At 43.8% G+C, this 22,577-nt stretch carries 24 protein-coding genes; 14 read left to right on the top strand and 10 right to left on the bottom strand.

From position 1 onward, the window contains the following. Positions 1–160: 160 nt before the first annotated feature. The 3 genes from NQ117_RS04135 (at position 161) to NQ117_RS04125 (ending at position 2,315) form a co-directional block, all read left to right on the top strand. Positions 161–574 (top strand): hypothetical protein, encoded by a 414-nt coding sequence (locus NQ117_RS04135; RefSeq protein WP_258276732.1) that lies wholly within the window; start codon positions 161–163, stop codon positions 572–574. 133 nt (positions 575–707) lie between these two features. After that, complete coding sequence (locus NQ117_RS04130; RefSeq protein WP_258276731.1) at positions 708–1,355, top strand: papain-like cysteine peptidase; 648 nt, start codon at positions 708–710, stop codon at positions 1,353–1,355. Between the two features lie 36 nt (positions 1,356–1,391). Further along, entirely contained in the window at positions 1,392–2,315 is a 924-nt protein-coding gene (locus NQ117_RS04125; RefSeq protein ID WP_258276730.1) for a WD40 repeat domain-containing protein, read from the top strand. A gap of 60 nt (positions 2,316–2,375) precedes the next feature. Here the strand turns inward: NQ117_RS04125 and NQ117_RS04120 are convergent, their stop codons facing one another. The 3 genes from NQ117_RS04120 to NQ117_RS04110 form a co-directional block, all read right to left on the bottom strand. Next, positions 2,376–2,615 carry a 3-dehydroquinate dehydratase gene (locus tag NQ117_RS04120; protein WP_258276729.1) on the bottom strand — a complete coding sequence of 80 codons (240 nt, stop codon included), beginning with the start codon at positions 2,613–2,615 and terminating at the stop codon, positions 2,376–2,378. 248 nt (positions 2,616–2,863) lie between these two features. After that, a complete protein-coding gene (locus tag NQ117_RS04115) occupies positions 2,864–3,157 on the bottom strand; it encodes a YxcD family protein (RefSeq protein WP_258276728.1) in 294 nt (97 codons plus the stop codon). Then, positions 3,157–3,594, bottom strand: a complete 438-nt coding sequence (locus NQ117_RS04110) for a hypothetical protein (protein WP_258276727.1) — start codon at positions 3,592–3,594, stop codon at positions 3,157–3,159. Before NQ117_RS04110 ends, NQ117_RS04115 begins: the two co-directional genes overlap by 1 nt. A 158-nt stretch (positions 3,595–3,752) precedes the next feature. Here NQ117_RS04110 and NQ117_RS04105 point away from each other — a divergent pair, with 158 nt between their 5' ends. After that, complete coding sequence (locus NQ117_RS04105) at positions 3,753–4,292, top strand: DUF309 domain-containing protein (protein WP_258276726.1); 540 nt, start codon at positions 3,753–3,755, stop codon at positions 4,290–4,292. A 62-nt stretch (positions 4,293–4,354) separates the two neighbouring features. Here NQ117_RS04105 and NQ117_RS04100 read toward each other — a convergent pair whose 3' ends face one another. Beyond that, positions 4,355–4,894 (bottom strand): PadR family transcriptional regulator, encoded by a 540-nt coding sequence (locus NQ117_RS04100; protein WP_258276725.1) that lies wholly within the window; start codon positions 4,892–4,894, stop codon positions 4,355–4,357. Positions 4,895–5,113: 219 nt separating this feature from the next. Between NQ117_RS04100 and NQ117_RS04095 the strand changes: the two genes are divergently transcribed. Beyond that, positions 5,114–6,520, top strand: a complete 1,407-nt coding sequence (locus tag NQ117_RS04095; protein ID WP_258278162.1) for an MFS transporter — start codon at positions 5,114–5,116, stop codon at positions 6,518–6,520. Further along, complete coding sequence (locus NQ117_RS04090; RefSeq protein ID WP_258276724.1) at positions 6,517–7,599, top strand: CobW family GTP-binding protein; 1,083 nt, start codon at positions 6,517–6,519, stop codon at positions 7,597–7,599. Before NQ117_RS04095 ends, NQ117_RS04090 begins: the two co-directional genes overlap by 4 nt. A gap of 61 nt (positions 7,600–7,660) precedes the next feature. Here NQ117_RS04090 and NQ117_RS04085 read toward each other — a convergent pair whose 3' ends face one another. The 4 genes from NQ117_RS04085 to NQ117_RS04070 form a co-directional block, all read right to left on the bottom strand. Beyond that, complete coding sequence (locus NQ117_RS04085) at positions 7,661–8,620, bottom strand: TIGR03943 family putative permease subunit (RefSeq protein ID WP_258276723.1); 960 nt, start codon at positions 8,618–8,620, stop codon at positions 7,661–7,663. Between the two features lie 74 nt (positions 8,621–8,694). After that, entirely contained in the window at positions 8,695–9,750 is a 1,056-nt protein-coding gene (locus NQ117_RS04080) for a permease (RefSeq protein WP_258276722.1), read from the bottom strand. 109 nt (positions 9,751–9,859) lie between these two features. Next, positions 9,860–10,534 (bottom strand): beta-class carbonic anhydrase, encoded by a 675-nt coding sequence (locus tag NQ117_RS04075; protein WP_258276721.1) that lies wholly within the window; start codon positions 10,532–10,534, stop codon positions 9,860–9,862. A gap of 18 nt (positions 10,535–10,552) precedes the next feature. Then, positions 10,553–10,888 carry an iron-sulfur cluster biosynthesis family protein gene (locus NQ117_RS04070; protein WP_258276720.1) on the bottom strand — a complete coding sequence of 112 codons (336 nt, stop codon included), beginning with the start codon at positions 10,886–10,888 and terminating at the stop codon, positions 10,553–10,555. Between the two features lie 157 nt (positions 10,889–11,045). Here NQ117_RS04070 and NQ117_RS04065 point away from each other — a divergent pair, with 157 nt between their 5' ends. Continuing rightward, positions 11,046–12,554, top strand: a complete 1,509-nt coding sequence (locus tag NQ117_RS04065) for a carboxypeptidase M32 (RefSeq protein ID WP_258276719.1) — start codon at positions 11,046–11,048, stop codon at positions 12,552–12,554. 120 nt (positions 12,555–12,674) lie between these two features. Here the strand turns inward: NQ117_RS04065 and NQ117_RS04060 are convergent, their stop codons facing one another. Continuing rightward, positions 12,675–13,208 (bottom strand): hypothetical protein, encoded by a 534-nt coding sequence (locus NQ117_RS04060; RefSeq protein WP_258276718.1) that lies wholly within the window; start codon positions 13,206–13,208, stop codon positions 12,675–12,677. Between the two features lie 129 nt (positions 13,209–13,337). Continuing rightward, the gene (locus tag NQ117_RS04055; RefSeq protein ID WP_258276717.1) at positions 13,338–14,456 is read right to left on the bottom strand and encodes a nitric oxide synthase oxygenase; all 1,119 of its coding nucleotides are present in this window, start codon (positions 14,454–14,456) and stop codon (positions 13,338–13,340) included. A 242-nt stretch (positions 14,457–14,698) separates the two neighbouring features. On the opposite strand from NQ117_RS04055, the gene NQ117_RS04050 reads away from it, so the two are divergent. From NQ117_RS04050 to NQ117_RS04020, 7 genes are all read left to right on the top strand, one after another. After that, positions 14,699–17,221 (top strand): CoA-disulfide reductase, encoded by a 2,523-nt coding sequence (locus NQ117_RS04050; protein ID WP_258276716.1) that lies wholly within the window; start codon positions 14,699–14,701, stop codon positions 17,219–17,221. A 36-nt stretch (positions 17,222–17,257) separates the two neighbouring features. Then, entirely contained in the window at positions 17,258–17,518 is a 261-nt protein-coding gene (locus NQ117_RS04045) for a metal-sensitive transcriptional regulator (RefSeq protein ID WP_258276715.1), read from the top strand. Positions 17,519–17,744: 226 nt separating this feature from the next. Further along, the gene (locus tag NQ117_RS04040; RefSeq protein WP_258276714.1) at positions 17,745–18,755 is read left to right on the top strand and encodes an ABC transporter substrate-binding protein; all 1,011 of its coding nucleotides are present in this window, start codon (positions 17,745–17,747) and stop codon (positions 18,753–18,755) included. A 40-nt stretch (positions 18,756–18,795) separates the two neighbouring features. Beyond that, a complete protein-coding gene (locus tag NQ117_RS04035) occupies positions 18,796–19,581 on the top strand; it encodes an ABC transporter ATP-binding protein (RefSeq protein ID WP_258276713.1) in 786 nt (261 codons plus the stop codon). 2 nt (positions 19,582–19,583) lie between these two features. Beyond that, positions 19,584–20,441: an ABC transporter permease gene (locus tag NQ117_RS04030; RefSeq protein WP_258276712.1), complete on the top strand. Its 858-nt coding sequence runs from the start codon at positions 19,584–19,586 to the stop codon at positions 20,439–20,441. A 190-nt stretch (positions 20,442–20,631) separates the two neighbouring features. After that, a complete protein-coding gene (locus NQ117_RS04025) occupies positions 20,632–21,258 on the top strand; it encodes a 50S ribosomal protein L25 (protein WP_258276711.1) in 627 nt (208 codons plus the stop codon). A gap of 281 nt (positions 21,259–21,539) precedes the next feature. Then, positions 21,540–22,526 carry an aromatic acid exporter family protein gene (locus NQ117_RS04020; protein ID WP_258276710.1) on the top strand — a complete coding sequence of 329 codons (987 nt, stop codon included), beginning with the start codon at positions 21,540–21,542 and terminating at the stop codon, positions 22,524–22,526. Positions 22,527–22,577 lie beyond the last annotated feature (51 nt).

The raw sequence follows: 22,577 nt of genomic DNA, 5'->3' as shown, positions 1-22,577 counted from the left end.
TTAGATTAGTCAGATATGGGGAATTATGTAGCTGATAGTTGTACTTTATGATACAAAATGTATCGTGTCAAGAATATTTTGCCGTCTAATTTTGAAGAATCTATCATTGGTCCAAGCGAGAGTTGAAGATTTACATATAGTAATAGTGGAGGTGAAGCCAATGTCTACCTTTGTAGATGGTCAAATTTCGCAAAATGCGAGTTATGCAGGTTCGATTGCAGTTCCGCTAACTGCTGCTCCTGCCTTGTTTGGAACATTGGGGATCAACTTAGCAACTGCTACTACTGGTACTCGAGTAGAGTTAAGCGCAACTGTTGCAGTAACAACTTTGCTTGCTGTATTAGGTACTGTCACAATTCTAATTTTCCGGGATACAACTCAAATCTATTCGGCAACTACTGCTTTGCCAGTCAACGCTCTAGATACACTTACATTTACAGTTTCAGCTACTGACTTCAACGTACCAACCACTCCTAGCTTCCCAATCTATACTGCTTACGTACTTGGAAGTGGCATAAATCTCGCCACTCGCACAGGTCCAGAAAGTTTTAGTGCTGTAGCTGTTTCTAACTAATCGATAGATTTATTTTAGTAAGCTTGGAGAGGGGAGGGGCATTAGGCTCATCCCCTTTTCTAATATGGCCACGTTGTACACATTCGCTTGTCGTTCGAATTGCGTATACAGTACAGAGGAAGAGGGACGGATATTGAGAGACTTATCTAGTTATAATCGCGTTGTAATCGGTTTAGGAGGAAGTTGTTCGGTAGCTTATCAAATAAGACGTTTAGGTTTGCGGCAAGCTTCTTATCCACTAGATTGGTTCGGAATGCCTGATGCAAGTTTGACAGCTTCACTTATTCAGTCCAATTTCTCTTCGTTTATGGAAAGAGACAACTTGGATATTCTCGGCATCACTGATAATGGACTTTATTACCATGTAGTAGATCGAAAATGGGATTGCCATTCCTTTCATGACTTTCCTGTTGTTGAGGGAGAGCCTCCTTTGTATAACTATGAGCTCTATTATCAAACATTGCAGAAACGCATTCATAGATTTTCAGATGATTTAAGGAAGGATAAGCCAGTTATCCTTATAAGGATGGGGTATATACAGAGAGACATACCATTATTGGAAGAGGCAATATCGGTTATACGCCAATATCCGTTCGACTTGTTGTTGATAAATGAGTCACATGCATGTAAACAACCAGAGTTGATTGCAAAGCATAAAAGCACGTTGCAATATCTTATGCCGAATGGTCCATCATGGTATGGAAATGACGACGCTTGGGTAAAACTAGCTTGCGAAGTGCTGAAGATAGAGGAGTCAGGAAGTAAATTAGGGTTGGAATGATCGTGCACAGCTACTTTGATGATACAGGTGATTCGTATGGCTCAATTCGCTGTATTATGCGAGCCTAATGTTGTTGTTCTCTTAGACGAGAACTTAAAACAAGTTTGGCGCTGGGAATGGAAGCAAGGCAGACTAATTGGTTTAGTAAGAGAGGACCGAGGAAATACGTTAACGCTAATGGAGCAGGGTGGGAGGCAGTGGATACAATTATTACTTTCAACTAAACAGGTTGAACGATATGTGTCAGCAGACGAGAGCTATCCCTTTGATAGCATTATACCATTTACAACACAATCTGAGGAAAGTTGCTTTGCAGGAATGGTAGCATCCTCACAACAATTACGTTTAATTGCTTTAAGAGAAAAAAAGGTACATGTCAGCGGACCATTTGGTATCGGCTTTATACCTCATCAAATGTGCTCGCTACGAGATGGAAGAAGGATACTATTTACGAGCCATACATCGTCGACGATGAAAATATTAGATATTGCAACTGGAGAGATCACACATACGATTCCAGCTGGAGCATTAGTGGCAGACACAGGTATAAGTGTTGATAATAGATTACTGTATGCATGCAGTGCGATGGAAAATTCATTGCGTATGTGGAACTTAAATTCACTGCACGTTCCTTCTCGACTCATTCATACTGGGGAAGGGCCTGATCAAATCGTAACTTCACGAGATTATCCTGAGCAATTGCTCATCCACTGTGCAGATGATAGTGCGCTTGAGATACGAGGGATGGTAGACGGTCAAATAAGAAAGCGCATCACTCTTGAAGGAGCAATGCGCCATTCTTCTATTCGTATTCATAGTTGGGTTAACAATTACATTCTTCTGTCAGGCGTAAATAAAGACCCGTACATCGCTTGGTGGAACATAGATAGCGAAACAATCTCGGTTATTACGCTGTTGCCGGGCAAACCACTCCGTGTCGTTGCACTCAATGGAAAGTGAGCTTCAGAGTGTGACAGACTCATTAGTCGGGGCCGTTAGTTAAATACTGATTAGTTCTACTTAGTACAAAGATAAAGCAAGTGTGTCATTTTCCCACTTGGAGTGTAAGATAGCTTCTGAGCCAACAATCTCAATACTGATAAGTGAATCAAGACATTTCTTAATGGCACGTTTGCCTGTGAATAGCTTACGATTCAATGCATCTTTAAGTAGAGAGAATGTGTTCTTATGTGAAATAGTTGTGCAAAACACTGGGATTTGGCGATCTTGAAATTCAATATATACGGTTTTCTTCAACATAGAATGTACCTCCATTACAACGTATATGTTACCTATGACTTTATAATAAACAGTCAACATTAAACCAACCTTAAAAAGAGAAGACAATGTTGTAACAAAATTACCGTTTTTGATTAAAAATATTTAATAGAAGCGGATTTTACGTCATTCTTGCCATAAAACAGCAATGAAAAAAGCGGCTTTCTATCGATGGTAACATCGTAGAAAGCCGCTTTGTGATTCATAAAATGCAGTTGTTGTAGTGATAATTAAGCGGAGACGTTAACGTCAGCCCACATCTCTTCATCATTGACATTTAGCTGAATGTCAGAACGAAATACGCGATGACCGTAATGCTGATGCGCATACTGCTCAATTGCTTCTAGTAGATTCATTTCTACTAAATATTGCTGCCGTCCTTGAATCCATACTTGAGCGGTAAAGCCGTATTCTTCATCCCAGCATAATTCTACCTCGACATCTGAAGGTTGAACTTGTCGGCGCATTGCCATATTGAGACACACTGCATTAACAAGTTCGTCCATAGACAATCGTAGTGTCATTAGTTGTATCCTCCGTGTGAAGAACGAGCTTTACGCTGGTCGCGCCACTTGCGGAATATGATGGATGCAACCATGAATAGAAGCACGATTGCAAATACGTTGACCATAAGACCTAGAATGTTACCCAACATTCCCAAGTCACCGAACAATCCACCGAACAACATCCCTGCGAGTCCACCGATCATCATCCCTTTAAGGAAGCTGCCGCCAAAGCTAGGCTTAGATGTCTTAGGTGGAGTTGTCGTTGTTGCTTTGTTGGTTGGCTGATTTGCTTTGTTCGTAGAAGATACGCCAGAATCGTTCTTCGTAGGCGCTGGGTTATATTTCTTAACCCCAGAGCTGAAACCGCCACCACGTTTCTTAGCGTCAACGATGCCAGGTGCCGTTACGGCGAATAGAAGTGTAATAGCCATGAAAGCTACCATTAATTTACGCATAATTGCCTCCTCGAAAGATGAATAATATAATTTTATTTTCCCTATTGATTGTTTACGGATGAAGTCACGAAAGGTTTCAAAAAACATAAGTAATTGTTACAATAATCATGGAAGTTGAATATAGGTAGAAATAATGCTCTGTAGGAAGCTGGTGCCGCATGTATAATCACAATTATGTTCGTTATTTAATAGAGTTTCACGTTACACGTGATTGGTTCGAGTGCCATGAAATTATGGAAGAAATGTGGAAGGCCGAGACAGCTGCTGATAAACGAACATTATGGCTAGCACTCGTAAGAATAGCCGTTGGCCTATACCATGAGCGAAGAGGAAATAGCAGAGGGGCTCTTAAAATGCTGACTCTCGTTCAAAGTGATGCCAAAGATTTAAATTGGAGTTCCATCGGCTTGGATAAGGAAAGGCTATTGTTGCAAATTGATCAACGCGTCGAGAAAGTTAAGAAAGCTGCTGAGCAAAGTAAACTATCGGATCATACCGAAGTTTTTGAAGTGATGAATCTACCTATCTCAGATGAACGTCTTTTGAAGCAGTGTAAAGTACAGTGCCTCAGCGAATCGCTCGAATGGAAGTTGGAACCTCCTATCTGGAGTGAAGAACTCATTCATCGACACAGTCTTAGAGATCGTTCTGAAGTTATTGCAGCTCGACACGCTGCGATGCAACAAAGACAGCAATAATAACAACCGCAGCGTCCGGTGGGATAATCTGCGGTTGTATCTTACTTCAGCTATTCGCTTGTTTACACTTCTTGTCCGTCCTCAAGCATTTGAATAACCCATTTACACCACTCGATTTGACCTTCTGCGAGAGAAATCGCACGATTCAACAAAATATAATCTCCAAAATGTTTGGAACGAATATGACGCTCTTCTTCAGGGATGCGAGTCAATAACTTTTCGTAATAGGCAATCTTGGTCTCTAGCTGCTTCATGCGAGCGAGGAATAGAGGGGCTGCTGTATTGCGGTCAGTCATCCAGATGCAATTGGCTTTTAGGCTTAGTTCGTCACGGAAAGCGGTTTCGGCTGGCGGTTCGCCAAGCCACTCCATAACAGCTTCACGTCCCAAATCGGTTATCGTGTACACTTTCTTATCAGGCTTGTCTCTTTGCTCAATGCGTTCATATTGTACGTAGTTCTCACGTTCCAGCTTGGCGAGCAATGGATAGATTTGACTATGTTTCGCTTGCCAGAATGGTTGAATACGTAGCATTAAATCATACCCAGAACACGGCTCTTTGGCTAACAAGCCCAACAAACCATAGGATAACGTATTTAACATATCAGGAACTCCTTCCTAATTCGAAGTTGATATCGTTCATCCATACATGTACCTCACTGAACGTGCCGTGCGAGATGGGAACAACTACATTATAAGAAAAAAAATCTAATAGGCAAGTATTTTAATCATAAAAGTAGAGATTAAGTTGAAAAGGGGCGGATTTTTATACATAACAGAAAAATATTAGAAATTTCTCTTTTGTTATGTTCTCTACTGGGCGTGTTCATGTCGATGTATGGGATAAGCGGATATACGATCATGATTCCGATCTGGAAGGCCCATTGGGGCTTAACCGTCGATCATGCTCAGTGGTCCTTAATTGGATTTATGGCAGCTGCCGGAGTATCGATGACGTTGTCTGGCTACGCAATAGAACGGTGGGGAATACGCGGAGTACTGGTGATTGCAACCACTCTATCTGCGATTGCTTCAGCAATTGGCAGTATGTTAACGGATTGGGGATCCATTGTGGTCATCCGTATTGTGTCGGGACTATGTGCGGGCGTGATTACGCCGTTAACGGTTTCAATGATCTATCAATATATCTCAGAGGAAAAAAGAGCATTAGCTATGGGCTGGTGGTCAATGGCGGCAATGCTGGGCCCTGCTGTTGGGCCTGTTATAAGTGGATGGTTGTACGTACAGTTTGGTTGGTCAAGTTTATTTATGTTCTCGGGATTGCTCAGTGTTTTTATGCTATGTTGCCTTAGCCAGATCTCACGACCGTCTGTAACCATCTCTCATGCTCCTTTCCCATTGCGACAATTCGTTCTGGCTGGCACGGGAAGCGCATGTGTAATCATTGGTTTAAGCCAAATACATCATTGGTTTGGGGGAGGATGGATTTATGGTATGGTTGCTGTGGCAGGAGGAGGAATGTTAGTACGGCTTGTACATATTAGTGCAGTGGATAAGCGACCTTTACTTCATTGGCCATTATTCAAGTATCGGCTATGGATGCTTACGATGTTATGGAATGGAGTCGTAACGCTAGCGCTATATGCAGGCACATACTTGATGCCGTTCTATTTGATGGATGTACAAGGACGGAATGCGGCAGAGAGCGGATGGATTATGTTGTTCCCCTCATTCGTGATGGTCTTGCTTGCACCAATAGTAGGGAGATTGTATGATGTGGTAGGGCCATTGAGGCTCCTGTTCACAGGATTTTTGCTGATGCTCTGTGGATCAATATTATTAGCTTACATGGATGGTTCTGCCTCGGTAGTTTCGATTATCGGTGCGATGTTCATTCGCAGCGTTGGTATAAGCTTCGTAACGACGCCGGGCAATCATATGAATATGGTGTGTCTGGCAAATGAAAATGTTGCTCAAGGATCTGCCCTGTCCAGTTGGCTGAAACAACTGTTAAGTGCTTGTTCCATAGCTATTTATTCCGCAATTGTCATGTTGGGGTATACTTCCGTTGAAGGAACTGTAGTGACGGTAAACCGCATTCAAGCAGCTTTTTGGGTTTCTATTGTATTTATACTGATGTTAGTTCCGATATGGTGGCTATTACGTAACAATTGGAGACAAATTCCTTCATCACCGCCCATGATGAACGGTGGACAGCGGCACAACTATAAGTTGAAGACTGCAATAGAGAAAGAGAGAGTTATATGACACATAATCATTCAATAATGGACTTAATGACTTCCTCTAGTGAGCGTCATGATATACCGGTTGTTATTTTGGCTGGATTTTTAGGAAGCGGCAAGACGACGCTTCTGCAGCAGTGGACACAGCAATGTTTGCAGCAAGGGATGAAACCTGCGGTCATTATGAATGAAGCCGGGGATGTGAATTTGGATGGACAACTGCTTCCCGAGGAAGTAAACATGGAAGAGTTGCTTGGTGGCTGCATATGCTGCTCAATTCGCGGCGACTTTGGCATGAAGTTGCTGGAGCTTGTTCAGGAGCATCAGCCTGATGTGGTTTACGTGGAATGTACAGGCATTGCGGAGCCTATGGAGCTAGTAGATGCGTTAACGGATGTTTCTCTCTACGCTCCAGTTCAACTGACACATATTGTGACATTGGTAGATGTACTGCAACTGTCACATTGGATAGACGATGCTGCTTCGGTTAGCAAACCAAGCCGCAAGATGATGCATTTGCTGCAAGAGCAGATTCGGGCTGCGAATTTGCTAATTGTGAACAAATGCGATCTCGTACAAGAACATGATATTCAGCGAGTAGAGCAGCAATTAAAGCAATGGAACAAGGAAGCGACGATTGTTTATGCAGAACAAGCACAAGTGAAGCCCGAGTTGTGGCAGCGCAGCATGGCGTTGAGTGATGAGTTGCGTAACATTTCTGACCAATCAGAACAGACTGTTGCGACTCCTCAACCTTGTTCCTGCCAAGAAGATAATGGTCACGATGTTGGTTGTGAAGCACATACGCATCATCAATCTTCACATGCGCATGTAACCGTTTGGACACGTGCACTGCCATCTGCTGTTGACAGTCATACATTTGAACAATGGCTGAAGGGACTGCCGCAGCATGTCTATCGGGCTAAAGGAATTGTAACGTTTAGTGATACCACGAAGCGGTACATGTTTCAATTTGCGTATAGGCAGACAGAGTTTATCCCTATCAGACCGCAAGGAGATATCGACGATGTCATCGTCTTAATCGGTGAGCAGATGGATGCTGAACAATTGTATGTTGAGCTGCAGGAGATGCTTCGATTATAGACGGCAATAGAAAAGGGTGCGATCTCGTCTAGGTTGACGGGAGCACCCTTTTTCAATTAATTTACGAACCAAAATTGAAATCTGGATAAACGTAAGGATCTTCTTTGGCTGGTATCGAACGAAGTGAATCAACATTTAGCAGCATAACTTGATTATTTTCATGCTTCGCTATCGTGAGCACGCCTTCTCCCTCCACCCAATTATCCGCTTTGATCGTTTGTTTCGTGTTGTTGACAGATAATATGCCGAATGGTGACGCATCAGCGGTACAGCATTGCATGGAGAAGCGGGCGATAGCAAATCTTCCTTTTTCCATTTCTTTGTCTTGATATACGAATCCAGGTATTCGGATACGCTTGCCTGCGAATTGCTCTTTATATAAATCTAACGTCAAAATAATTTCCATATATTTTTCTTCAGTGACAACAATTACATCTTTGTTGTATAACTGTTTAGCTAAATCTGCATACATTTGCGTGAATTCATCCGCTTCAAATATAGGAACTTTAGAGCTTGATGGCGGTGACTCGGATGTTTGATCCGAAGGTGTTGTGTTCTCCTCCGACGCTGGAAGCGATGAGGTAGGGCCAGAAGTCCATTGCTTAAGTGAGGTAGATGGTGTGAATTGAACACCTTTAAGAGCAGCAGTCTGGCTAGACAGTGGCATTGGCGGCCAAACAACGGTCAAGATGAAAGGCAGCAACAGCGTAATTGCAGCTGAACAAGAGGACAAGGAGCTTGCAAATCCGCGATTATGCTTTGTTTCTATAGATGCGCAATTACAGGCAGTTGGATCGTTATGTTTGGTTGGAACGACAGCCATATATACTTGAAAAATGCCAAGGATGTAGCAGACGAGTGCTGAGCCTTTTACGAGCCATTCCATCCTCGGTGCTACATACAGCGGCATGAGTTGTTGTCTTGTCATGTATACGATCATAAGACTCCATCCAAGTAACAAACATGCACAAAACAGCCTCATCATGCGCTCATCTGTCCGTGAAGTGCGATCCTCATTCAATCGTTGTCACTCCTTTATGTTCCTAATTAAAATTCCAAAAAGGTTTATACATTGGTTAATAACATTTCAGTGCGCTACAAAACGATGGAGATAAACAAAGTTGCAAACAACGGTACAAAGATGAGCAATACGAACGCGAGCAATAAAATAAAGCGTTTCCGAAACACGGTCATCATCATGAGTGTTGTTTTTAGATCCATCATGGGACCAAACACAAGAAAAGTTAGTAAGGAAGCTGGTGCAAGCACGCTTGTAAACGAAGCAGCGATAAAGGCGTCTGACGTAGAACAGAGTGATAGCAAATAAGCAAGGGTTATTAGCCCAACGTGTTCTAGAGCGGGATTCATCCATGGTGCATCAACAAGTAAGCTGCGTGGAAATGAGGTCTGAAACAAGGCTGTTATACATGCGCCGAACGTTAAATAGACAGTAGTCTCCATCCACTCTTTGCCCATATGCTCAGTTGCGTGTCTTAATTTGATAGAGAGTGGGAGGAAAGGTTGATTCCCAGTATGATGAGTGCTTGTCTCTCTATATGAATCTATTTGTAAGAGCAAAAAAGAATGACTGCGGCGTACGATCAGGGATACGATCCATCCTATTGTTAGGACGACGAAAAAAGCTACAGCCATACGTCCGACGGCCATCCAGGGGGCACTTGGAAATGCAGTGGCTGTTGAAGCGTATACAATCGGATTCAGGATTGGTGCTGCGCACATATAAGTTACGGCAGCTGCGGGAGGAAGGCCTTTTTGCATAAATTTTCGTACGACAGGAATCATTCCGCATTCACAGATTGGGAGCAGGATACCGCCTAGTGCGGCGAATATAATAAGTAGTGGCCGTGGCCACTTGACAGCAATGTTACGAAAGAAGTCTGGAGCGATAAATACATGGACGAGTGAGGATATAATGATACCCAATAGAAGAAATGGCATTGCTTCAAGTAAAATGCTGACGAACACGGTTGTAAATGTGCGCCAAAGTTCGGTATTTGCTGCGAGCGGCTGTGCAGCCAGTACACCTGCTAGAGTGAGCAATAGTAGAAATGGGAGTAGTAGCGGTAGTTGTGGCAAGGTATGAGAAGGATGGGCGGCAGGGCTATCATTTTGCTTTGTGGATGATATCAACCGATATGGCCTCCTTTTCGAGAAGATATTAAGAGTAATAATTACGATTAAGAGTACCAGAAAAAGGGGCTGCGAACAACCCCTTACCAGTTCATGCTTTGAAAGTATATTAGCGTGTAGTGCAAGTAGTGTCGTCCAAGTCGTGATTGGAATGGAATCCTTTGGATTTCTGCTCTAAATATTCATATCCATCTGCAACGAGATCTAGCTTTCCTGTTGTCGGATCAATGATCATTCCATGTACAGGAATATCGCCAGGCAGCAGTGGATGGTTACGCAAAATGCGAACACTGTTCAATACGCCTTCTTGCACATTATCAAAGCCACGCAGCCAGTGATGCAGCTTAATTCCGGAATTGGTGAGTGTATCTAGAACCAGATCATCTACACCGCGTTGCTTCGCTTTTTCCACGATACGCTCTGAATTCAAGCCTGTCATACCACACTCATAATGTCCAACTACAACGACTTCGTTTGCTTCTAGCTCATAAATCGCAACGAGTACACTGCGCACGACAGAGCCGAACGGCTGAGAAATAATAGCCCCTGCATTTTTAATGATTTTGACATCGCCGTTGCGTAGATTCATTGCCTTTGGCAGCAATTCAACCAGGCGAGTATCCATACATGTGAAAATGACCATTTTCTTGTCAGGATACTTGTCCGTCAAATACTGCTCATACTCATGTCGGTTAACGAACTCTTCATTATAAGCCAAGATATTGGTTAAGTTCGTAGCAGATGATTCCTGAGATGTGTTAGTAAGTGGTTGTTGGTTTGTCAAATCAATTCCCCCTTTTATTCAGCGAAGACGTTTGTCTTCGCAGCGTACATGGTTCGAATAGGTTTGTCCTCTGCCAAACAGGCGGAATGACTTGTCAGCTGTTAAATCCAGAGTTAAGTAATCTTCATAAAATACAGCATGCTGACGATGGATGATAATCCGGTACGGTGCATTGGAGCTAATAAGCTCATCAGAGGAGCTTACGTCTTCCTCTTTCATAATCCATAGGGCCGGCACACCATTGACTGCACAACCACAGCCCTCGGTATCATAGGCTAGCTTGATGACTGCGTGTTCGTCGACTCCGCGATTCTTGATGGCTTGGAGCGCTGGTTCAGTAAATTGCAAGTCCATAGCGACAAACGCTCCTTTCTAAATCATATAGCTATGTAAATGTAACATCCTACATAGACGAATGAATGATGTTGTTCTTGTCCTTTTGCTTGTTGATTATATATGGTGTAGGGCGTATCATCAAGAGGTAGCCAATTACAACAGGGAGTGGATGGAAATGACAACGCTATCAGTAGTAGAACAGCAATTTTTGGATATCATTTCGAAGATGAAAGCATATAGTGAGGCTGTTTCACTCATGCAATGGGATTTGCGCACAGGAGCGCCTCGCAAAGGTGCAGAGCTTCGTTCAGAAGCAATAGGTAAGATTTCATCTGAAGTGTTCAAACTCTCTGTTTCCGAGGAGATGGGTGCGTGCTTGGATCAATTGGAAGCGCAGTTCGATTCCCTTGATGCACCGATGAAGAAGATGGTCAAAGACGCTCGTAAAGAATATAACCGCAGCAAGCTGATACCGCCAGCGTTGTATGAAGAATATGTTGTCCTGACATCCAAAGCAGAAACGATCTGGGAAGAAGCAAAGGACAAAGGTGACTTTGAGCTGTTTAAGCCGTACTTGAAAAATATTATTTCCATGACGCAGCAGTTCATCGATTATTGGGGAGTCAAAGATACTCGCTATGACACGCTTCTTGATATGTACGAGCCGAATTTGACGACAGCTCAGCTGGATAGCATTTTTGGTCAACTCAAGGATAAGCTTGTACCGCTAGTACATGAAGTACAGCAATCGAATAACAAACCAGATGCGAGCTTCCTGCAAGTGGCTTATGACATCGAAACACAGAAGGATTTCAGTTCGTATTTACTTGGAGAAATTGGATACGATTTCGAGGCAGGCAGACTAGATGAGAGTGCACATCCATTTATGATCGGACTGAACACTCAGGATATTCGTATCACGACTAAATATTTGGAAAATGATGTGACAAGTGCGGTATTTAGTTCCTTGCATGAAGGCGGACACGCATTGTATGAGCAGAATATCAGCCCTGAACTGGCTCGTACTTCATTGGCTACAGGTACCTCCATGGGTATCCACGAGTCTCAATCCCGTCTATGGGAAAATATCGTGGGCCGCAGCCGTGAGTTCTGGAAACGCTACTATGGCGAGTTGCAGCGCAGATACCCTGAGCAGCTAGGCAATGTTGATGTTGAGCAGTTCTATTGCGCGATCAATCGTGTTGAACCATCTTTAATTCGTATTGAAGCGGATGAGGTTACGTACAATGTACATATTATCATTCGCTATGAGCTTGAGAAAATGCTAATCAACGACAACTTGTCGGTAGATGATCTTCCAGAAGCTTGGAACAGCAAGTATGAGAGCTACTTGGGCATTCGTCCTTCTCATGATGGAGAAGGGGTGCTGCAAGATGTGCACTGGTCGTTCGGTGGATTGGGTTATTTCCCATCCTATTCCCTTGGCAACATGTACGGCGCGCAAATGATGAACACGCTGCGTCAAGAAATGCCAGATGTAGATGCGAAGATTGAAGCAGGTGATCTGCTGCCGATTAAAGATTGGTTCACAGAGCATGTGTATCAATATGGTTCCTTACTGACGCCTGCAGAAATAATTGAGAAAATGACAGGTGAGCCATTAAATCCGCAATATCTTGTTGATTATTTAACAGCTAAGACAAAAGATATCTATAAGCTGTAATTGTAATCCAATCGTTTGATAGGTTGCGAATGGACAATTGCATCGCATTTCATATAAATCAATACGCCATGACCAACACGGTCATGGCGTTTTTTAATTATACTGGTACCAAGCAATATATCAATCAGATGTAAGTTGTACAAAGTCGTTCTGGTTGCTGCGAATATATTGAGCTGCATGTTGGATTGCCAAAACAGCGTAGTGTTGGAAATCAATGTAGTAGGCATCAAAGGCTGTCATTAATGAAGAGTCTAGCTCAAGATCTTTCATTGTATAGATGAAGTCATCTAGGTGTCGAGGATATGCTTTAGTGGCAAGCAGGCTCTCGATGTTTGTGAAAATACGTAATATTTCCTTTGCATCGAAATATTCGATTCCTTGCTTCAGTGCAGACCATTTGCGAGGCTGAGCATAGAAATAAGCGCTCCACCAGTATAAATCTTCCCGTGATACAATTGCGTGATCATAATAAACTCGAAACATAAACAAAGTTTGCTGACCTAATGTCAGCTCTTCATAAAATGCTGCTTCATCCCCATTGGTAATCCGTACTTGTTTGAAAGCCTGAATAAGGGGTTGGAAGCACGCTTCTACCAACTGATTATCGTCCGGATTCAGTAAAGCAGAGCCATGATGATGCCGTGGAATCAACAATATATAATCACTCCTTCATTCTATATTTTAGAAAATGATGGAAGATTTATCAAGATCATTTTTACATAAAGAGGATTCCAACTTCCAATGCCTTTCAGCATAAAGTTGGAATCCTCACTTGTCACAGGCCTAATTTATTTCATCCATGTAGAAGAAGTTCGGACGGATGTTTGTGTTGTCATAGGATTTATGGAAAATATGCGTCGTTGCGGGCGATACGGGAGGGATGAGCCATGTCCAGTCTCCCGTAACGTTCCGACCTTGTTCCTGCTCACGTTTCTCAAACTGAGCGAACTGCAATGCTGCTGTATGATGATCTACAATACTAACACCATCTTCCTTGAAGGAGTGGAGTACGGCGGCATTAAGCTCCACAAGCGCTCGATCTTTCCAAAGTGTAGCAAGTGAGGACATATCCAGACCCATGCAATCAGCAATAACGGGCAGCATATTGTACCTATCCGTATCAGCTAGATTACGAGCGCCAATTTCGGTTCCCATATACCACCCATTGAATGGAGCTGCTTCGTAAGAAATACCTCCGATTTCTAGCCGCATATTGGATACAAGAGGAACGCCATACCATTGCAGTTCAAGATCAGCGAACCAATCATAGGACGGATGGCGCAGTTTCACTTGTTTAATCTCCTGCTCGGGTAGCTCGAACCACTTTGGTGATTCACCTGCTTGTTGCAGTACGATCGGCAAGAGATCGAAGTTGGTCTGCTTGCCGACCCATCCGAGATCTTCACACTGTTTCGTTAAGGCGACAGAGTGAGGATCACCGATAACACCTGTATTTGTCTCATATCCAGCATAGCGGATAAGCTGATAATTTAAGATGCGCATCGGAGCTGGCTTGTTAGGCTTTGAAGGTCGGAAAATAGTCACGGTTGGGCGAATACGGCCTTCATTTGTAGCATAGCGGATATGTGTAAGCATAGCCTCGGCATACTGTTCTGGTGTATTAAGATGTCGGGCATCAAATACAGTCAAGGACTGCCAGAACAGCCTTCCGATACAGCGATTGCTGTTACGCCAAGCTATCTTTGCACCATATTCAAGCTCTTCGGTTGTATGTGTGTACGTGCCTGTTTCATGAAGTTCTGTGATGATGCTCCCTAGTCGTTGTTGTATCCTATCAGCGGAATGTCCTAATTCAGGGTAACTGCTATCTACAAAAGATTGGGCTTCTTCCCATACGTATTGCAGTTCAGGACGCAGCTGATTGGTTTGAATGATGCTCATGGAATCACTTCCTCGTGTACATGTACATGATTAGTCTAACTATCTTGTTCAAAGCGTATCACAAAATCGAGGAAATGCGGTGTAACGTGTGTGAACAGGATGTAACAAATCGCAGCATTTGACATGGCCTGTGAATGATGCTAGGATACCCCTATAGGTATCTAGATATTTTTTTACACACAAACATACCCCTAGGGGTATGAAGCTTATTAAATCGAGTAGTAGTGAGAGGAGATTTAATTATGAATCAGCCACAAAGGAATCAAGCACGTACGATCGTTATCGTTGGTGGAGTAGCGGGAGGAGCTTCAGCAGCTGCACGATTGCGACGCTTGAATGAGAATGACAATATCATTTTGTTGGAACGCGGTGAGCATATTTCTTTTGCCAACTGCGGGCTTCCTTATTATATAGGCGGTGCGATTCAGCAGCGCAGCAAGTTGCTCGTTCAGACTGTAAAAGGCATGTCCGAGCGCTTCCAGATGGACATTCGAAATTGGAGCGAAGCTGTGCGCACTGATCGTGATCGCAAAGTGCTGCAAATACGCCGTGTACAAGATGGTACTGTTTATGAACAGCCTTATGACATTCTTATTTTGTCACCAGGGGCGAAGCCGATTCGACCGGATATTCCAGGTATTGAGGACACCAAGGCGTTGTTTACACTGCGAAATATTCCAGATACGGATCGAATTAAAGCTTATGTGGATGAACAACAACCGAAAAGAGCAGTCGTTATTGGCGGTGGTTTTATCGGTGTAGAGATGGCAGAAAACCTGCGTGAGCGTGGATTGGAAGTCACGATGATTGAACGTGGCAATCAAGTGATGAATCCAATCGATGAGGAAATGGCTGCGATTGTACATCAGCATATGCGCACACATGGAGTAGAACTGTTGCTAGGCGAAGGTGTTTCCGCGTTTGAAAACGAAGGCAAGACCGTTGTTTGCGAAAGTGGTCTACGAGTTGACACAGACATGATTGTACTGGCAATTGGTGTTCAACCAGAAAATGCCCTTGCTAAGGAAGCGGGCTTAGAGCTTGGACAACGCGGTGCTATTCGTGTAAATGAGCAGTTGCAAACAAGCGATCCGTCTATTTATGCACTCGGGGATGCGATTGAAGTAAAAGACCGTGTGAACGGACAGCCGACTTATGTACCGCTTGCTTGGGGGGCGAATCGCCAAGGACGACTTGTGGCGGATATTATTCAAGGTCGTCCAGCTCGATACGAGGGCGCTTATGGTTCTTCCATTGCAAAAGTATTCCAGCTTACAGTTGCTTCAACAGGCAACAATGAGAAGACGCTGAAACGCCTTTCCATTCCATATCGCGTCGTTCATACTCACCCTGTATCACATGCTGGCTACTATCCAGGCGCAGCGGCTATTTCATTGAAGCTCATATTCTCGCCTGAAGATGGTCGTATACTAGGCGCTCAAGGTGTCGGAGCAGATGGTGTAGATAAACGTATTGATGTTTTGGCAACAGCGATTCGCGGTGGACTAACTGTGTATGATCTTTCTGATCTGGAGTTGTGCTATGCGCCACCATATTCTTCTGCAAAAGACCCTGTTAATATGTTGGGTTATATCGCATCGAATATGATGGACGAGCTCGTGGATACCGTTCAATGGCATGAAGTGGATGATTTGATAGCATCGGGAGCAATGCTTATTGACGTGCGTGAGCCATTGGAAGTACAAGCAGGGAATATCCCGGGTTCCACGAACATTCCGCTGAATGATCTGCGTCAAGCTCATAACACGTTGCCAAAAGATCAGCCGATTTACGTATCGTGCCAAGTGGGTTTGCGAGGATATATCGCGTCAAGAATGCTTGAGCAGTACGGTTTCAAGGTGTTTAACGTCGATGGGGGCTATAAGACCTATAGTTATATGCGAAAAGAAAAAGAAGCAAACCAATCGAACCAATCAGGATCGAATTCGGAAGTTTCCTCTCCAAAAGAAGAGAATGCTGTTGTATCTAGACAATTTGCTGAACCTAAGCAAATGATTGACGCAAGAGGCTTACAATGTCCAGGGCCAATTGTGCAGCTTTATCAGGCGGTAGAGCGGGCGAACGAGGGTGATGTGATTGAAATTAAAGCAACTGACCCAGGGTTCGCTTCGGATGTGAAACAATGGACGGAGAAGACCGGAAATACGATGCTGCATGCTGAAAATTCAAATCATGAACTTGTTGTATATGTACAAAAAGGGCAAAGTCCCAGGCCAGACTCAGCGGCAATAAATCCAAACCACCTTGCAACAAGCTCTGGACAACTTGCTGAGAAAAATAATGCCACATTAGTCGTATTCAGTGGTGATCTGGATAAAGCAATCGCTAGCTTCATTATCGCTACTGGAGCAGCGGCGATGGGCAAGCAAGTGACGATGTTCTTTACGTTCTGGGGTTTAAATATGCTGAAACGGAAGCACGCTGCTCAAACGGACAAAGATATGTTTGGTAAAATGTTTGGCATGATGATGCCGAAAAGTGCGGACAGCCTTCCATTATCGAAAATGAATTTTGCTGGCATTGGACCAAAAATGATTCAAAATGTGATGAAGCGCAACAATGTGGATGATTTGGAGACGATGATTCACAATGCACAACAGCTAGGCGTCAAGTTCGTAGCCTGTACGATGAGCATGGAATTGATGGGCATTGACCGTCAAGAGCTTATTGATGGTGTTGAACTTGGCGGAGTTGCTACCTATCTAGGGGATGCGGAAGATGCTGGACTGAATTTGTTTATTTGATGTATATAGATGAATGGTAGCAGGAGGTGTTGGAACATGGAACATCAAGATGCGATACGCAATCGACTGAAGCGGGTGGAAGGTCAGATCCGAGGGGTCCTTAGTATGTTAGAGCGTGGTGAGGATTGCCGCGATGTTGTTACTCAACTGTCAGCGGTACGTACAGCTGTGGACAGAACGATTGGACTCGTTATCGGTGCAAACTTGGCAAAGTGTGTACAAGAGCAGCTTGAAGCTGGTGAGAACCCAGATGAAGTGATTCAAGAGGCTATTTCGATGTTAGTAAAGAGTCGTTAACATAACGATAAAACGATAATTCTTGACGTATTTGATAATGGAAAGTAGAAAGTAGATGTTTATAGTGAAGCCGTTCTGCTTGGGTTATGCGAGCAGAACGGCTTTTTGCTATGTGATATGACGAGGCGACCTAGAGACTGATAAATGTTATAGGCATTAACCATCACTTCGGCAGTTGCATAAGCTGTATGACTATATAAAGCAACTGATGAAGGAGGTTATGACAATGCGGCTGCGCTTTCGATTCTATACATGTGCTTTGATTGTCATTTTTATGCTGTCCATCTTTGCTGCCGCTTGCGGCAATGACAGCGGTAAGCCAAAAGTCCGAGTAGGCGAAGTAGCTCGCACGATCTTTTACGCTCCGCAGTATGTCGCACTAGCTAAAGGTTTTTTTGCTGAACAGGGCATTGATGTGGATCTGCAGACGACTGCCGGCGGAGACAAGACGATGACGGCATTGCTGTCCGGGGGTATTGATATTGCTTTGGTAGGTTCGGAAACTTCTATATACGTATATCAGCAGGGAGCAGACAATCCAGTTATCAACTTTGCTCAGCTGACGCAGACAGATGGCACCTTTTTAATGGCGAGAGAGCATGATGGGACGTTCGACTGGAATGAGTTAAAAGGAAGTGAGTTCCTTGGCCAGCGTAAAGGCGGCATGCCGCAAATGGCTGGAGAGTTTACATTACGCAAGCATGGTATCGATCCTCAGAAGGACTTAGACTTGATACAAAATGTTGATTTTGCGAATATTGCCTCCGCGTATGCATCGGGTACAGGGCAATATGTACAGTTGTTTGAGCCTCAAGCTTCGATATTCGAACGAGAAGGGCGCGGTACGGTTGTCGCCTCCTTCGGTGTAGAAAGCGGTCGTTTACCATATACGGCATATATGGCTAAAGGCAGTTATTTGGATGAGAAGTCTGACGTAGTGCAGAAGTTCGCAAATGCATTGCAACAGGCTCAACGGTGGGTAGCTGATAACTCTGCTGAGAATATTGCCGATACGATTCTTCCTTATTTTAAAGATGCAGATCGTACAATCGTTATCGATGCAGTTAAGCGATATAAAGAGCAAGGCTCTTATGCTATAGATGGCGTGATTGAACAAGAGGAATGGAACAACTTGCATGATGTGCTGCGGACTGCTGGCGAATTGAAGCAGGATGTTCCACTTGAGAGCCTAGTAAATAACCGTTTCGCAAAGCAGGCGAAGCAAACAGTGAAATGAGACCGTGTACTTTTAGTATGAGTCGAAAGGAGGCAGCTGCATGCACGCAATGGTAGAAATAAAAGACGTTTCGCATGTTTATGTAACAGGGAGAGAGGCTCAGCTTGCATTAGAAGATGTATCATTAAAAATATATCCTGGTGAGTTTGTAAGCATTGTAGGTCCGAGTGGATGCGGGAAAACCAGCTTGTTATCGTTGATTGCGGGGCTCGTATTTCCTACTAGAGGTAAAGTATTTGTAGATGGAGAAGTTGTCGTGGGCAGTTCCTCGCGAGTAGGCTACATGCTGCAGCAAGATTACTTGTTCCCATGGCGAACCATTTTGGACAATGCATGTATGGGTCTAGAGCTAACAAATCAGCTGAATGAGGCTAGTCGATCACGCGTTGTGCGAATGCTTGAAGGCATGGGATTGGAAGGGACCGAACGACTTTATCCGCATCAATTATCAGGCGGAATGCGTCAACGTGTCGCGCTTATTCGGACGATGGCGACCGAGCCAGAGTTGTTTCTGCTCGATGAACCATTCTCGGCGCTTGATTATCAGACGAAGCTGCAGCTTGAAGATCTTGTTGTAGACACGTTAAAGGCGCATGAAAAGACCGCAATTCTCGTGACGCATGATTTATCCGAGGCGTTGGCTGTCAGTGATCGTGTATTTGTGATGAATCGCAATCCAGGCAGCATTCGGTGCGTATTTGATGTGCCGGAACCGATTCGCTCTGCAACACCATTTTTTGCCCGTGAGCAAGCAGGTTTCAATGATTGGTTCCACGAGCTGTGGAAGGAACTTGAAGCCTCTGATAATCAGACGGGAGGGATGTGAAAATGAGAAGGGAGCGAGCGGAAACATCAGCTATCAACTATTCTCCGGAAGCAAAGGCATTGATGGAGGATACGTATGCCAAATATCAAAAATCAGAACGCTCACATCGAACACGTGTCACGGTCACGCAGTTTAGTTTGCTGGCGGCGATGCTCGTATGTTGGGAACTGGCTGGTCGTTTCAAGTGGATTGATGTGCTTCTATTCAGTTATCCATCCAAAGTAGGCGCACAGCTGTGGAAAGACTTTGCGGACGGCAGTATATGGCCCCATTTATTGATGACAGTTGGAGAGACTTTGGTAGGTTTTGTACTTGGTACTGTATTCGGTACTTTGTTGGCGGTTGCCATTTGGTGGTCACGGTACTTAGCGAATGTACTTGATCCTTATATGGTCGTGTTCAATAGTATGCCTAAAGTTGCCTTAGGCCCTTTATTCATCGTCGGTTTCGGACCTGGTTTCACGGCAATTGTCGCCACGACACTGTCTATCACCGTACTGATTACGACGCTGGTTGTATATAATGCATTCCGCGAGGTTGATTCGAACTATGTGAAAGTTGTAAAAGTATTTGGCGGCAGTAAAAGTGTTGTGTTTCGTAAAGTTATTTTCCCCGCAACGATTCCTTCCATTGTATCTACATTAAAGGTAAACGTAGGTCTTGCTTGGGTTGGCGTCATCGTCGGCGAATTTCTCGTCTCCAAAGTAGGGCTTGGCTATTTAATCATTTACGGATTCCAAGTGTTTAACTTTACGCTTGTCCTCTCTTCTCTTGTGCTGATTGCAATCGTCGCTACGATTATGTATGAAGCTGTTTCCTATTTGGAGCGAAGGCTTATTGGCAATGCGAATTATAAGTAAGAGTACGGCGTAGCAAATGGAATGAAACATGTTTAAATAGAACCGTGCTCATCGTAAATGAAATATTTTCTTCTTGTTCGGTTATAAGCGCAATAGAACTGGGTAAATATTTGTATACCAATTTTCACTCACGATAGTAGATCTCGATAAGATGGTCGAACGTGAGGAACTGCCGACGAGGAGGTTGTTAATGATGAGCACGACAAGCACGTCTTTCCAACTAAAAGCGGAATGCAGAAAAGTTGAGGGTGGTTCATCCTCTAACAGGTTGCGGAAACAAGGGCGATTGCCTGCAGTTGTATATGGGCAAGGAATAGACAACGCGTCCCTTAGTGTTGATGCTAGAGAATTTATCAATTATGTTCGCTGCAAGGGCTTAACCGATGTCATTCATTTAGCTGTAGATGGCAATAAATCGATTCCTGTTATGATAAAAGAGGTACAGCGGCAAGATACGAAATGGCTGCATGTGGATTTGATTAAGATAGATAAGAATAAGCCGATTAAAGTACGCGTGCCGCTCGAATATATAGGTACTGCTCCAGGGACCAAAAATGGCGGAATACTGGACATCCAAGAAACAAGTGTGGAAGTGGAAGGGTTGCCTGACCACATACCAGCTTCTATCGAAATAGACGTGTCTACGCTTGATATCAGCGGGAAGTTAATTGTGAAGGATGTGTCGTGGCCTGAACATGTATCATTGCTCGCACAAGAAGATATTATTCTTGCTTCAGTTGTCATGCCAAGTACGTTGGAAGCGAATGATGGCGCTGGCAGCCAAGCGGTGTCTCAAGAAACAGAAGTTATTTCTTAAATGAGGCAAATTAACAATTAACATACAGCATGGGCGTTCCTGAAAAGGGACGCTTTTGTTTTGCCTATTTTGTAAGTAATCTTTGCAAGAACTGTGCAGATATAGGATTGGGAAATTTCGTGAGTTATATGATTTTGTGCTTATATTTATCTAATATAAGTATGATGGCAAGCGAATGTAAGGGCTATTAGATGCGGACAGCCTGTTAACTATCATGGTATGATGATGAAGTGTAGTCACATACTAACCATAAACGATCCAAGCGATAGAGGGTGAACATCATGTTATTTGGATTCGTAGGATTTCGCGTCATTAAGACTGCTATTGCAGCAATTCTCTCTATTATCGTAGCTGATCTGCTTGGATTGGATAATCATCTTGGTGCAGGGACGTTAGCCATACTTGCTGTTGAAGTTACTCGTAAAAAAAGTATCAGCTCAACCTCTGCCAGGTTTTTCGCTTCAATTGTTAGCCTTGCCGTTGCATCGTGCTTATTTTGGATATTTGGCTTCCACTTGTGGGTGCTGGCGGCGTACATATTGTTAACGTTTCCACTGGTGGCGCGTTTGAATTTCAAGCAAGGCATTGTTACGAGCGCTGTCGTTGTATTTCATCTTTTTGCAGAAGGACAAGTGACACTTGATATTCTTTGGAATGAAGTGCTGCTGCTTAGCTGCGGTCTAGGTGCGGCCACACTAGTGAATTTGGCTTACATGCCAAAAGAGCACGAAAAACTGTGGGAAATTCGCAAAGAAGTCGATGCCTGCTTCTCCGCTATCTTTTTGCAGATAAGCCGCAATTTAAGGGATGCTTCTTATGTATGGGATGGCAAAGAAATGATCGATACAGCTGCCAATATTGAGAGCGGTATCGCAACGGCCTCTAAGGCGCTGGAGAATCGACTGCTGCCTTCAGAAGAAGAGATGATTGAAGAAAAATGGCTGCTGTATTTCTATATGAGGAAGACACAGCTGGACAGTATTCAAAACTTGATGCAGCTGCTGTCGCAAATTTATCAGACGATGCCATACAATCAACTCATAGCAAACTTATTTGAGCAATTAAGCGAAGATGTGAAGCATCCCTTATATACGGGAACGACGGAACGCTTGCTTAATGACCTTGAACCGCAATTTCGGGAACTTCCATTGCCTACGACACGTGAGGAGTTGGAAGTTAGTGCAGCAATTCTTCAAGTATTCCGGGAACTGAGGGTGTATTTAAAGGTGGCAAAGAAAGATAAGAAAGAGCTGACAGTTGAAGGGTAACAGGCTGTTGGTGCTCATTTTGCAAACAAAGAAATGCCGATCCTGAGGGAT

Source organism: Paenibacillus sp. SC116, assembly GCF_024733555.1.
Lineage (GTDB): Bacteria > Bacillota > Bacilli > Paenibacillales > Paenibacillaceae > Paenibacillus_B.
Note: the sequence above shows the minus strand (reverse complement) of the source record. Positions and strands in the feature narration are given on the sequence as shown.

What these genes read in the sequence shown, in the direction of transcription:
- NQ117_RS04135 (WP_258276732.1), top strand. Translation starts at nt 161, where the DNA reads ATGTCTACCTTTGTAGATGGTCAAATTTCGCAAAATGCGAGTTATGCA.
- NQ117_RS04125 (WP_258276730.1), top strand. Translation starts at nt 1,392, where the DNA reads ATGGCTCAATTCGCTGTATTATGCGAGCCTAATGTTGTTGTTCTCTTA.
- NQ117_RS04120 (WP_258276729.1), bottom strand. Translation starts at nt 2,615, where the DNA reads ATGTTGAAGAAAACCGTATATATTGAATTTCAAGATCGCCAAATCCCA.
- NQ117_RS04115 (WP_258276728.1), bottom strand. Translation starts at nt 3,157, where the DNA reads ATGACACTACGATTGTCTATGGACGAACTTGTTAATGCAGTGTGTCTC.
- NQ117_RS04110 (WP_258276727.1), bottom strand. Translation starts at nt 3,594, where the DNA reads ATGCGTAAATTAATGGTAGCTTTCATGGCTATTACACTTCTATTCGCC.
- NQ117_RS04105 (WP_258276726.1), top strand. Translation starts at nt 3,753, where the DNA reads ATGTATAATCACAATTATGTTCGTTATTTAATAGAGTTTCACGTTACA.
- NQ117_RS04100 (WP_258276725.1), bottom strand. Translation starts at nt 4,894, where the DNA reads ATGTTAAATACGTTATCCTATGGTTTGTTGGGCTTGTTAGCCAAAGAG.
- NQ117_RS04090 (WP_258276724.1), top strand. Translation starts at nt 6,517, where the DNA reads ATGACACATAATCATTCAATAATGGACTTAATGACTTCCTCTAGTGAG.
- NQ117_RS04070 (WP_258276720.1), bottom strand. Translation starts at nt 10,888, where the DNA reads ATGGACTTGCAATTTACTGAACCAGCGCTCCAAGCCATCAAGAATCGC.
- NQ117_RS04065 (WP_258276719.1), top strand. Translation starts at nt 11,046, where the DNA reads ATGACAACGCTATCAGTAGTAGAACAGCAATTTTTGGATATCATTTCG.
- NQ117_RS04055 (WP_258276717.1), bottom strand. Translation starts at nt 14,456, where the DNA reads ATGAGCATCATTCAAACCAATCAGCTGCGTCCTGAACTGCAATACGTA.
- NQ117_RS04050 (WP_258276716.1), top strand. Translation starts at nt 14,699, where the DNA reads ATGAATCAGCCACAAAGGAATCAAGCACGTACGATCGTTATCGTTGGT.
- NQ117_RS04045 (WP_258276715.1), top strand. Translation starts at nt 17,258, where the DNA reads ATGGAACATCAAGATGCGATACGCAATCGACTGAAGCGGGTGGAAGGT.
- NQ117_RS04040 (WP_258276714.1), top strand. Translation starts at nt 17,745, where the DNA reads ATGCGGCTGCGCTTTCGATTCTATACATGTGCTTTGATTGTCATTTTT.
- NQ117_RS04035 (WP_258276713.1), top strand. Translation starts at nt 18,796, where the DNA reads ATGCACGCAATGGTAGAAATAAAAGACGTTTCGCATGTTTATGTAACA.
- NQ117_RS04030 (WP_258276712.1), top strand. Translation starts at nt 19,584, where the DNA reads ATGAGAAGGGAGCGAGCGGAAACATCAGCTATCAACTATTCTCCGGAA.
- NQ117_RS04025 (WP_258276711.1), top strand. Translation starts at nt 20,632, where the DNA reads ATGATGAGCACGACAAGCACGTCTTTCCAACTAAAAGCGGAATGCAGA.
- NQ117_RS04020 (WP_258276710.1), top strand. Translation starts at nt 21,540, where the DNA reads ATGTTATTTGGATTCGTAGGATTTCGCGTCATTAAGACTGCTATTGCA.